Source organism: Clostridium aceticum (assembly GCF_001042715.1).
GTDB lineage: Bacteria > Bacillota > Clostridia > Peptostreptococcales > Natronincolaceae > Andreesenella > Andreesenella acetica.
Window position 1 is genome coordinate 2,187,091 of record NZ_CP009687.1, and the last position, 11,820, is coordinate 2,198,910.

An 11,820-nucleotide genomic window follows, 5' to 3' on the forward strand; every position below is an offset into this window, starting at 1 on the left:
AATTCCTTCATAGAATCTAATAAATTTTATAATGTCCCAGCACTATTTTACGAAAAAGTTAAATCCACCCATAGGCAATGAGTGGATTTTTTATCTTATATCTCAAGTAATAGCATCAATAAACCAAAAAGGCATCCAATTAATAAAGAGAATTCTACAATACTTAAAATAGATTCATAAATAAATTGATTTTGTTTGTTTTTCATTTCTTGTATCGTCATTTTTTTTTCATAAGATTCTTTCCTAGTCATAAGCTTATTCTCCTAAGCTATTTGTTTTTGTACAACCATTATATGATGCTTTTACTTATAATATGTTTCGCTTGTCTCTCTTTTTATAGATAAGCAAGTTCAAACTTTAATTTTGATATACACGGTCTACGGTTTCGCCCAAAAACCGTGGGCTGCAAATGTAGCCCTTAGTATATCAAAATTAGGTCCTGATGTTGTCTATCTATCATAAATAACTAAATACTTGAATTGTGCAATCACTTAATGTGGTGATAAAAATTAAATATATACCCTTACTTAATATATTTAATTTTCTCTCAAACATAGCTAAAAAAATTGCACAAGTTATCCTCTATAGAAGATGGTTAATGATAAAAGCAAAAACAAAAACCCCTAATATTTTATGGGTTAATCTCCAACTTTTATTAAAACCCTTAATCTTCCTCCCTAGTATAGCAATCATGCCCATTAAGATCACGGTACCTAAAATAAAGCTACCACTGTGGAGTTTGAAACCTCCCATAGCTAAATAACTGTGTAAACATCCGACTAAAACAATCAGTCCTCCTACATAAGGGTGCAAAGTACTCATTATTCTGTAGTATTTTATCCATTTTATCGATTTTATTATGTTTTTTCTTAAGAAAATCATACTTGCTTTTTTCACTGGGTACAGAGCTATCGCAAAAAGTATAAGAAAAATATTTAACCATCCTAAAAAATCAACCATCCTTCTCCCCCTTTTTCATATCGACTTTTCCTTTATTTAATATATAAGTTGCAATAAAATTTTTACAACTTTATTAGAACTTACTATATAGATATGTGATTAAAAATTTTAATATACACAGTCTACAATTTTCCCAGACTAATGGGTGCAAATATAGCCTTAGTAGAGTGAAATTTAAGAGGGGAATCATGGGGACGGCAGATTGCGTGAGAATTGTCACCCTGTAGCGTAGCGGATAAGTACAATATGACAGATCCATATATTTCTCACCAACTTCTTCACAAAAAAAAATTAGACGAACTCGTCTAATTTTTTATCTTACAATTGGTTTATTGGCAATTTTAAGTTGTACCATCCTGTCTAATTCTTCTTTAGTGATATCTTTAAAAGTCCTAAATTCATAACCTTTATTTTGCAATCTACTTATTACTTCAGGTAAAATTTGTGCCATTTTAGTATTACGAGCTACATCGTGGAATAATACAACTGCAACATCCCTGTTCTGTAAACCATTAAAAATATTTTGCAGCATCTTCTCCTTACTTTTATAGTCAGGACTAGCATCTCCAGAGGATACATTCCAGTCGATATAGTAATAGCCTTTTTCTATGATGTCTTTTGTAAGTTCAGGCATAAATTGCTGTCCTCCATAGGCGAAGGAACTATGGTTAGAAGATCCTCCAGGAAACCTAAAAATGGGAGGAAGCCGCATTTGAAGTATATCCTGAATTACTTCCTCAGCTCTATAGAAATCATCGTAGAATGTTTCAAAGGTGCTATAGATAGCATAATCATGGGTATAGGAGTGAGGCAATATCATGTTTCCTTCAGCATAGGTTCGTTTTACCATATCAGGATCCTTTTCTGCTAGTCTTCCTATAACAAAAAAAGTAGCTTGTACATCATGCTCTTTTAGAATATCTAGTATCTCAGGCGTCAAAGAAGTTGGTCCATCGTCAAAGGTAAGGAATACTTTTTTACCCTTTGCTGTATTGTTTTTGTCTTGATTTTTTTCCTCTTTTAAGTCTACATCCTCTACCGTATCAACTTCTTCGCTATCATTTGGGTTATCTGCTTCCCTCTTGATCTCCTTTTCTTCATTGTCTACTGCTTCTTCATCGTCTCCTATTATCTCCGCTTCAGGGGATATCACTTGTTCCATATCTACGGCTGCCAAGGTTTCTTCTGCTTGAAAAAAAGATAGTGCTCCCCAAACAATACTTAAAGTAAATATTCCTATTATAAACACTAATGTCAATTTTTTCATCTCAATCTCTCCAGTCTATACAATTTTTTCTTTTGATCTATATTAATTGCATGAAATAGTTTTAAACATCTATATTAAAGAAAAGTTAAGATCATCTATAAAGGTTGCTAAGAAAATTATGTATCTATTTCTATTGTATCAGTATTCTACAAATTCTTCTACATCCTTGCAAGTTTTTTTGTTAGGAATTATTTTCATTATGTCACGAGGGAGTTTCTTAGGTATATGAAAAACATACGTGCCAGTTGAACTGTCAGACTGCGTGAGAATTGTCACCGTGGGGTGTTGTAAAAATTTCATTGCAACTTATATAACTTGACACAACAGTAAAATCTTGACATAATAATAATGACAGAATAGTTCAAAGTTTTTAAAAAAGCTTAATATCGACTAATTTTGTGTAGTCAGATATTAAAAGGGGGGGCTTTTATGAATACGGAAATAGACAACTATACGAAAGATTTATGGCAGAATGCAGTAGATATATTTGATGGATTAGAAAAAATCAAGATGACCTTAGTCAATATCAAAATCAGTGTTGCCAAGATGGATAATTCAGAGGAAGCTAGAGTAATGAACGCCATCGCATCTTATATTGAAAACTCTATTGACTCAATAGAGGAAAAAACACAGTTCATTAGAAATATCAGCAAGGAAATCGGTGTTATCAATAGATCCACTGAGAAAGAGCAGAGCTAAATTTTTTATATATTTGATTTTAGTCCAAGCTACCTCAAAATTGAATAAATTGGGTACATAAAAAAAGAAGACCTATATTATTAAAAATATACGTCTTCTTTCTTCATCTTTTAGAAATCTATTCCACGCTGCTTTTCCCAGCAATAAAACCGGTAGAAAAAGCCATTTGAAGGTTATATCCCCCTGTCAAAGCATCTATATCTAATAATTCTCCCGCGAAAAACAGATCCTTTATTAGCTTTGATTCCATTGTTGCTGGGTTTACTTGCTTTACGTTTATACCTCCGGATGTTACAATAGCATATTTTATATCTCTTAATGCTGTAACAGTAATTTTAAAATGTTTTAAATTATCTATGATTCTATTTCTGTCTTTTTTATTCAACTGATTTAACGTTATGTTATTAGAGATGTTTAGTCTACTTAATAATTCAGTAAAAAATTTCTTAGGTAAGTATTCCATTAGTAGACTTGAAATTTGTTTATTACTTTTCTCAACAGCAATGAATATATCTTTTAACTCTTCCTGTGAAACCTTTGGTAAAAAATCCACCATTAGAATATGTTCTTTCAAGATAAGCTTGTTAAGATATGTACTTAATTGAAAAACAGCAGGTCCAGATATTCCATAGTGGGTAAATAGCAAATCTCCATCAGCAGCTATGGACTTATTTCCTATCTTGGTTTTCATCACAATATCTCTTAAAGAAATCCCCATCATGTCCGTCAACCATTTTTCTTTGATGATCATAGATGTTAAACTAGGTTTTAAAGGTATGATATCATGACCTATTTTTTCGCAGATGCTGTATCCTTCCCCCGTACTTCCTGTATGAGGATAAGATATTCCTCCAGTTGCCATAATAACAGCATCACAGCAAAATTCTTGATCATTACTGGTCTTAATGCCAACCACTTTATTGTTCTCTACTAAGATTTTTTTTATTTCACATTGAAAATAGGTCTTTACCTTATTTTCCTTCAGCAGCTTATGAAAAACCTCAATAACTTCACTGGATTTTTCACTGGCTGGAAATACTTTTTGTTCTTTTTCAACTTTAAGAGGACATCCATTTTCCTCCATTAGTTTCATAAGTTCTTTACTGGTAAAACTATGCAAACTCTTATATAAGAATTTACTATTTGTAATAACATTTTTCATGATTTCTTCAGGCGAAGAATTGTTTGTTATATTACATCTGCCCCCTCCTGTAATTCTTAATTTTTCTCCTAGGCTGGTGTTTTTTTCTATTAAAATCACATTATCACTACGCTGAGCCGCAGTGATGGCAGCCATCATACCGGCAGGTCCTCCACCAACAACGATCACTTTTTTATTCTTCATCACATACACCCTTCACTGTACTTATTAGAGTTATTTTTTACTTGAGTTGTGCAATTATTTAGTGTAGTGGTGAAAATAGTTTGAGCAATTGCACAAGTCTAGTTTTTCTATTATTATCGTCAATATAGCAAAATTTTTAAACTTAAGGAAGACATTCGTAAAAAATTTTTAAATTTTTTTAATGATGATGTCTAAAACTTCAATCCTGTGTCCATACTATAGTTAATGAGAATATAATGATTACTAGGTATTTTAGTCCCCCTTTAATCCTAGCAGGTCAATATATTCTCATTTTTTATTTTTTACTATATTTTTGTACCAGTTGTAAATCTTGGTAGAAATGTTTATAATAAATCATAAGTGTTAACTTAATACAAGTATTTCAAAATTTCTGTCGACCTGTCATCCTGAGGGTAGCGAAGGATCTTAAATAACAAGGAACTTTGCTACCCTCAGGATGACAAGTTATGGTTTAGGTTAATGCTTATGTATAATAAATATAAATTCATATAGGGAGATGATCTTATGCCAGTTATTAATGTTGACTGTGGTAAAATAACAAAGGAACAAAAAGAAAAGCTTGTTGAAGTCCTGGTATCAAAAGCTAGTGAAATACTTAATATACCTGAGGAAGCCTTTCTTACTTTTATTAAAGAAAGCGAATTAGATAACATTGGTAAAGGCACGAAGCTTTTATCTGAAATCCGCAAGAATCAATAAAAGTTGGGTTATCCCAACTTTTATTTTAATACTTAAACTTATTTATACTTCTTTGCACTTCTTCCGCTAGGGTTGCTAAAGACTCGCTAGCGGCGGCTATTTGTTCCATAGAAGCAGTTTGTTCTTCTACAGATGCGGAAGCCTCTTGTGTTCCAGCCGCATTTTCTTCAGCGATTGCTGCCAAGTTCTGCATAATCCCCGCAAGTTCATCCTTCTTGTTGTTCATTGTTTGTACTGAACCCATCGACTTATTTACAACAACTTTTACAACATCTATTTCCTGAGCAATATCATTAAATTTATTTTCTGTAGTTTCTGCACTTCCTACCTGAGCTTCAGTAATAGATAAAACATCTTGTATCGTACCTACAGCATTTTGAGAGTTTTCCTGTAATTTTTCTAACATTTCTTCTATATCTTGTACTGAATGTGTTGACTGCTCAGCTAATTTGCGAATTTCTTCCGCCACTACAGCAAATCCCCTGCCAGACTCCCCTGCTCTTGCTGCTTCAATCGCTGCATTCAATGCCAATAAATTTGTTTGTTCTGCAATACCCTGAATAATTTTGCTGGCTTCACCAATTTTTTCTGCACTTTCATTGGTATCCACAGTAGTTTTATGAATGAGTTTTATTGCATCTGCATTGTTTTTACTTTTGACTGTTAATTCTTTTATCAATGCCATTCCTTGATCCTTCAAACCTACTAGTTTTTTGACAGCTTCCTCTATTTTATCCATGTCCTTTAAATCTTCGTCGATAATTTTACTTAACTCTTCTGTTTTTAAAACGCCACCTTCTGTATCTTTTGCTTGATCATTAGCCCCCTTGGCTATTTCCTCAATGGTTCTAGCCACCTCATCTGCTGCAGTAGCTGACTGTTGGCTGATGGCGGTCAACTCCTGTGAAGATGAAGCTACCTGCTGAGAGGTCTCTGTTACTTGTCCTATGAAACTTCTCAGGCTTTCTATCACTGTTTGAAATGTCATGGCTAAAGATCCAATCTCATCTTTTCTTTTTAGCAGTACTTCAGGAAAGTCCTGTGTGATATCTAGATTTGCAATTCCCTTGCCATGTTTTACTGCTATAATAATAGGTTTTGTAACAGAACTGCCTATTAAGGAACAAAGAAGAATGGCTGCTGCTAAAATCCCAAGAGTTATCATCATAAGACCTCTTTGCATCAAGGAAAGAGAAGCTAATACTTCCTCCTCAGCAGCAGTAATAATCATCATCCAGTTTCTTCCCTCTATAGGTGCATATGCAGCATAGAGCCCATTACCTTCAAAGGAGTAGCGGTTAATTCCTTGTTTTTCTTGTAGTACCTTACTGTAATGCTGTGCTACTGATGTAAGTGATTCATTACCTTCCGCTTCCTTTATCAAGTTCACCTGATTTATTACTAATTCTCTATCTGGATGAGCTATAATTATTCCATGATCATTGATGATATAAGCATAACCTGCATCTCCAAAACCCCTAGCATCTGTTAAGTTACTTAGAAAACCCCCATCCGCTCTGGCAATCAAAGCACCTACAACTTGTCTATTCTCTACGATGGGTACTGCAATCATCACTACTGGAGAATTTGTTACACGACTTATAATCACATCTGATACATTTGATTCCCCGGCAAAGGCTCTTTGTATATATTCCCTATCCCCTAGTTCAGCAGTACTGCCATCTGTGTACTTTGCAGTTCCATCTAAAGAAACAATCCCTAAGTCAAGAAAGGACTGTACTTGAAGTTCTCTTATTAGTATGCTTTGCTGTATTTCCCAATCCATACTAATCGTCCCTTCTATTCTTGAAATTGTCTCAAGGACTTCTATATCCGCGTTGAGTTCGCTTCCAACTAGCTCTGCAGCTTCTTTGGCTAATAGCTGCATAGCTTCTTGTACCTCATTTACAACCGCTCTCTCAGTTGCTTTCACAGAAACAAAACCAAATATAAAAGATATAAATAAAATTAGGACAGAAAAATAAACAATCAGTTTTGTTTTTATGCTCTTCATATGCCATTCCCCCTTGTAAGTTATTGAAATTCTTTTGTGCTATCTACAATACAGATATACATTCTTGAACCTGAACTTTAATAAATAAGACCTATATTTCTTCACTTAACTTAAAAATCCACCTAAATATTACAAATATCAGCGCTTAATATGCTAAACTCTGCAGTTTTATATCCGTAAATTATAGTTAATTTTTTAAATTTTGTTCACAATAGAATTTCATAAAGCAATATATTCGACAAATATTACCATATTCCTTCAAAAATTTCAAAATAAAAATTGTATTTTTTTTGCAAAAACATTGACGCTATCTTTAAAAAGTAGCTATAAAATTGGATACCATTGCTGAAAATTCCGAAGGTAGAAGAATGGCTAAGCTAGAAGAATGGCTAAGCTAGAAGAATGGCTAAGCTAGAAGAATGGCTGAGGTGAGCAGAGTCGACCTTTACACCTCTCTTAAGAATAGATTTGATGTCCAGTTATACAGGGAGATAAGGGACCTATCTTTGTGAACTTGTTTACACAGGAAGATAGGTTGGGAGGAATTTATGAGTTTAGCATACTTTAATGTAAATTCTGATGTAAACTCCTTTCAATAAATTGAAAGGAGTTTACTTTAATAATACTTGTTTTTAAATAACATATACTGTTCTTCTGATAACGTAGTTTGAATTTTGCAACAATTCATTAGCTATAATGATCTTTTCATTACATATTTAACTACATACAAAGTATAAGTATTCAAAAGTTATCTTTAATAATTTCTTTTCTTTGCTCTGCTAAATTTTTATACTTCTGTGAGTTTTTAATAAAATCAAGTTCATCAACATTCGTTTGACTTATCTCTATAAATTCTATGAGGTCCATTTCTAAGTTTATCAATTCATCTCTAGCTCTTCTTCCTTCTATCCCCATTATCTCTACGTCTAATCCTGCTTCAACTTGAGCAGCTAGTCCTTCATATGCCATACAAATAAAGTAGTATGCATGTTCTTTGCCTATCTTTTCTGGAGATACAACATGTGTATTTGTTAAGTTAATATCAGTATATAAACATCTATTTCGCACTTCTGCCCATTTTCCTGAACGAGCTAACAACACTACACCACTTGTTCTATAGATTCCGGATGGGTGTATCCCATGCCGTCTGTCGGCTGCTGCATTTATATACAATGACCAATTTACCACTTCTAAAACCTTACCTGAATAATCTTTTAAAACCTTAGTGATTTCTTTCATTAGATGTGATGATAGTTCTGTATCTAACTTAATTATATTGGATGTACCAATGGTATGGAGGAAAACAAATTTTCCTATTTCTTCTATTGCTGTCATAGCACAAAATGTAGCTAAAGCATATTTCTCTTTATAAAACAAAAGTTTTGCATCATAGATTAGTTTCACTGAATTATCATAGGTTTTCCTTCTTGCTTCCAACAAAATAGACTTCATCATTCCACCCCACTTGTATATAGTTTCCCATAAGTATTTTGCTAGCTTATGCCAGTACACTTGCTTGTAGTGGACTGTTTGCAAACAGCATATTATGCACTATATCAAAGTGTCTATTAATAAATTTTGCCATTCACTTACTACTTTCAAATGTCAAATTTTATCCATACTTTTCACTTTCCATCACTTATGTGTAAAAGCACATCACAAGATCTATGAAAAAAACTACCCAATTAAGCAGTGCTATTTTTATAATATAATATTTATTGTTAATTTTTTGTCGAAGAATGTAGTTCTTATAAAATTCTATTTAGAAGTTCTTCTACACGATACAATCTATGTTTTAGCCCCTGAGTGACTTTTTTCTTCTCCTCATAAAACCGTATTTCTTTTTCTACATGATCCCCTTTACTTCTCTTTGTTTTCATTGTTCTTTCAATTATTACCTCTACTGCTTTCATGACAGCTTGAATATGCTCATAAAAAGTCCTTTCAAAAATATACTTACTGTCTCGTATTTTACATACATAATCCCATTTTAGATTGTTTCCATTCTTCTCCAATTCATTTTCTACTCGCTTTAATGCCTCTACTAATATTCTTCTGTTTCTCATTCTCTTGGGAAGTAGAAACATAAAATCTTTTATTTTCGGAGCCAACAATGGAGGACTTGAGCTATTGAATTTAAAATAAAAGCTGTCTCGTTCAATTAAATGAAACTCCTCAACATCCTCTGCTACTTTGATTTTAAACAATGCATAAATCAATTCATTGATTTGTTCAATGATTTCATTTAACTTCCTTGTAAATCTAATCATAAGCTCTTCATAGGACTTTCTAATTTTTATTTCCTGTTGTTGATTCCACTGTCCCAACACATTTTCCACTTCACTTTCTAGCTGTTCGTTAAGTATTTCAGCTAGTCCATTGGAGGAGATATGTTGATTTTCTTTAGCTATCTCCTTCAATTTGTTTTTTATCATCTCTACCTTCTCATGTCTAAATGCCCTCACTTCTTCTGAAAAAGATTCAATAATCCCTTCTAATCCCAGCTCTATAATCGCCATCGCTTCTCGTTGCATTACCTGGGTATCTTTGAGTTTATGTTTTAATGTCTCCACCTTTTTTTCCAATGTTTCTAAATCGCTATTTAATAGATTGATTTTAAAATCTATGTATTCTTCTAGCTCTCTAATCCTTGATTCTATCTTACTTTGATAACTGTTGATTAGATATATTCCTTTATCCTTCATCATAAAACTTTCCAATTCAATTTCAAACTGTTTGATACCGCTTTTTTTTACCTTATCATGAGCCTTTTGAAGCTTTCCTTCAAGAGCTAGCTTTGCGGAAATAGGATAAAGCTTGGGTTCTTTTCCAATAGCTTCATCTATCGCCTTACATGAAAAGACCATGCTTTCTTTTAATTCTTTGTGAGATAGGTAGTCCATCTTGTTTTGAATGAAAAATATTTTGTTTATATATTTTTTTACCTGCATCAAAAATTCTAACTCTATCTCTCCAACAGGTGCATCGGAAGAAATAAGAAAAATAGCTGCATCAGCTTCAGATAAGTAGTTGTACGCTACTTCTGTATTATGAGCGTAAATAGACCCTATTCCTGGGGTATCGATGAATACCAGGCCTCCCTTCAATAAATCTGAAGGAATAAACACCTCAATACAGTCTACCTGTTTTATATTTTCAGGGTTTTCCTGTTCTGAAATGTATTGGCTAATTGAATGAATATCTACTTCCTCTTGCGATTCATCATGAAAAATAACTCTTGCCTTAGGTTGATCTCCATATTTTAGCTTTGTAATAATAGATGTAATCGGTATCACCCCTGTCGGCAGAAGTTCTTCACCCATAAAGTAATTAAGCAAGGTAGACTTCCCTCTCTTAAATTGTCCAATAACTACCACATGAAATTCTAACTTTTCCATTCGATCTAGTAGTGTATGACACTTATCAGATATATAGCTACAATCAAGATTTACCGCTATATTCTCTATTTCCTTAAGAAGACTTCTATTTGTATCTAAAGCTCTATTTAGCTCCTTCAACATTTTGATACACCTCTATCTTTTTATTCGAAAACACTTTTCTATATTTTTATCTCTTTTCTATGCTATTTTCTACTCAATCGTTGTTGGGATATATTATCTGTTCTTTTTATATTTTCATGCCTTTTGTTGAAAACAGAGGATAATTTTTAAGATAACACCCTCTAAAAAATTATAGCTATGTGCCTTTAATTTTTAATATATTAAGGACTATATTTACAACCCAAGGTTTTGGGATAAAACTGTAGAAGCACATCTGGCTAAAAATAATAATAGATATAATCTATTATTATCCAGACTATATCTATCGAAAAGTAAAATATGCTATTAAGATGAAACCTAAAATGATGCGATACCAACCAAATGGTTTAAAATCATTGTTCTTGATATAAGATAATAAAAATCGAATAGCAATGATAGAAACAACAAAGGCAACCATCATTCCCGTCAATAAAGAGACGATTTCAAAGCCGGTGAAATTAAAACCGAATTTAATCAGCTTTAATGCACTTGCACCAAACATTACTGGAATAGAAAGAAAAAACGAATACTCCGCTGCAATATGTCGTGATGTCCCAAGGAGAATTGCACCAATGATCGTTGCACCCGAACGTGAGGTTCCAGGAATTAAAGCTAACACTTGAAATATACCGATATAAAAAGCTGTCAAATAGGATAATTCGTTGAAGCTGTTAATTTTTGTAACTTTATTTTTATTTCGATTTTCAATGACGATAAAAAGAACTCCATAGACAATCAACATGATGGCAACAGTTTGGTAATTATAGAAGTGTTCATTCAACCAATCGTCAAAAAGTAGTCCTGTCACCGCCGCTGGAATGACGCCTACAATTACTTTGTACCAAATCTTCATCGTATCTTTCTTTTGTCGTATAGATTTTTTAGCTAAAAATGGATTTAACTTCTGAAAATAAAGAAGCACCACCGCCATAATAGCCCCCAACTGAATAACCACAAAAAACATCTCTTTGAATGCTTCTGATGCATTCAACTGAATAAATTCCTCAACCAAAATCATATGTCCGGTGCTACTTATGGGCACCCATTCCGTAATCCCTTCAACGATTCCTAAAAAGATTACTTTCAATAGTTCAATAAAAACCATGCTGTTTTTTCCCCCATATATTAAGATAGTTACTTTTATTCCCATATATACATCTGTTTTCCATACAATCAAACCAAGTAACCTCATTTAATCACTATATATAAGAACATTATACTATTTTATCATATAATTTATCTAAATGTTTATTTCATTTCATTATTTCATTAGTAG

General features: G+C 32.8%; 10 protein-coding genes. 2 read left to right on the plus strand and 8 right to left on the minus strand.

Features of this window, described 5'->3' with window-relative positions; genetic code table 11:
* Positions 1-95: 95 nt before the first annotated feature.
* From CACET_RS20475 to CACET_RS10350, 3 genes are all read right to left on the minus strand, one after another.
* Entirely contained in the window at positions 96-251 is a 156-nt protein-coding gene (locus CACET_RS20475) for a hypothetical protein (protein WP_158386031.1), read from the minus strand.
* A gap of 331 nt (positions 252-582) precedes the next feature.
* Positions 583-960, minus strand: coding sequence for a hypothetical protein (locus CACET_RS10345; RefSeq protein WP_044825117.1), 378 nt, complete (start codon positions 958-960; stop codon positions 583-585).
* Positions 961-1,273: 313 nt separating this feature from the next.
* Positions 1,274-2,227, minus strand: a complete 954-nt coding sequence (locus CACET_RS10350) for a polysaccharide deacetylase family protein (protein WP_052661461.1) — start codon at positions 2,225-2,227, stop codon at positions 1,274-1,276.
* Between the two features lie 429 nt (positions 2,228-2,656).
* Between CACET_RS10350 and CACET_RS10355 the strand changes: the two genes are divergently transcribed.
* Positions 2,657-2,926: a hypothetical protein gene (locus tag CACET_RS10355; protein WP_044825116.1), complete on the plus strand. Its 270-nt coding sequence runs from the start codon at positions 2,657-2,659 to the stop codon at positions 2,924-2,926.
* Positions 2,927-3,044: 118 nt separating this feature from the next.
* On the opposite strand, the gene CACET_RS10360 is transcribed toward CACET_RS10355, so the two are convergent.
* The gene (locus CACET_RS10360) at positions 3,045-4,271 is read right to left on the minus strand and encodes a BaiN/RdsA family NAD(P)/FAD-dependent oxidoreductase (protein ID WP_044825115.1); all 1,227 of its coding nucleotides are present in this window, start codon (positions 4,269-4,271) and stop codon (positions 3,045-3,047) included.
* A 525-nt stretch (positions 4,272-4,796) separates the two neighbouring features.
* Between CACET_RS10360 and dmpI the strand changes: the two genes are divergently transcribed.
* A complete protein-coding gene (dmpI, locus tag CACET_RS10365) occupies positions 4,797-4,991 on the plus strand; it encodes a 4-oxalocrotonate tautomerase DmpI (RefSeq protein WP_044825114.1) in 195 nt (64 codons plus the stop codon).
* Between the two features lie 25 nt (positions 4,992-5,016).
* On the opposite strand, the gene CACET_RS10370 is transcribed toward dmpI, so the two are convergent.
* The 4 genes from CACET_RS10370 to CACET_RS10385 all read right to left on the minus strand — a co-directional run bounded on the left by CACET_RS10370 (position 5,017) and on the right by CACET_RS10385 (position 11,649).
* On the minus strand, positions 5,017-7,005 hold the full coding sequence (locus tag CACET_RS10370) for a methyl-accepting chemotaxis protein (RefSeq protein ID WP_044825113.1): 1,989 nt from the start codon (positions 7,003-7,005) through the stop codon (positions 5,017-5,019).
* Between the two features lie 741 nt (positions 7,006-7,746).
* Positions 7,747-8,460: an AbiV family abortive infection protein gene (locus tag CACET_RS10375; protein WP_082058218.1), complete on the minus strand. Its 714-nt coding sequence runs from the start codon at positions 8,458-8,460 to the stop codon at positions 7,747-7,749.
* A 293-nt stretch (positions 8,461-8,753) separates the two neighbouring features.
* Positions 8,754-10,526, minus strand: a complete 1,773-nt coding sequence (locus CACET_RS19470; RefSeq protein ID WP_052661460.1) for a dynamin family protein — start codon at positions 10,524-10,526, stop codon at positions 8,754-8,756.
* 301 nt (positions 10,527-10,827) lie between these two features.
* Entirely contained in the window at positions 10,828-11,649 is an 822-nt protein-coding gene (locus CACET_RS10385; protein WP_044825111.1) for an undecaprenyl-diphosphate phosphatase, read from the minus strand.
* Between the last annotated feature and the right edge of the window lie 171 nt (positions 11,650-11,820).

Bases quoted from the DNA above. Each gene is read 5' to 3' on its own strand.
- CACET_RS20475 (WP_158386031.1), bottom strand. From the start codon at position 251: ATGACTAGGAAAGAATCTTATGAAAAAAAAATGACGATACAAGAAATG.
- CACET_RS10345 (WP_044825117.1), bottom strand. From the start codon at position 960: ATGGTTGATTTTTTAGGATGGTTAAATATTTTTCTTATACTTTTTGCG.
- CACET_RS10350 (WP_052661461.1), bottom strand. From the start codon at position 2,227: ATGAAAAAATTGACATTAGTGTTTATAATAGGAATATTTACTTTAAGT.
- CACET_RS10355 (WP_044825116.1), top strand. From the start codon at position 2,657: ATGAATACGGAAATAGACAACTATACGAAAGATTTATGGCAGAATGCA.
- CACET_RS10360 (WP_044825115.1), bottom strand. From the start codon at position 4,271: ATGAAGAATAAAAAAGTGATCGTTGTTGGTGGAGGACCTGCCGGTATG.
- dmpI (WP_044825114.1), top strand. From the start codon at position 4,797: ATGCCAGTTATTAATGTTGACTGTGGTAAAATAACAAAGGAACAAAAA.
- CACET_RS10370 (WP_044825113.1), bottom strand. From the start codon at position 7,005: ATGAAGAGCATAAAAACAAAACTGATTGTTTATTTTTCTGTCCTAATT.
- CACET_RS10375 (WP_082058218.1), bottom strand. From the start codon at position 8,460: ATGATGAAGTCTATTTTGTTGGAAGCAAGAAGGAAAACCTATGATAAT.
- CACET_RS19470 (WP_052661460.1), bottom strand. From the start codon at position 10,526: ATGTTGAAGGAGCTAAATAGAGCTTTAGATACAAATAGAAGTCTTCTT.
- CACET_RS10385 (WP_044825111.1), bottom strand. From the start codon at position 11,649: ATGGTTTTTATTGAACTATTGAAAGTAATCTTTTTAGGAATCGTTGAA.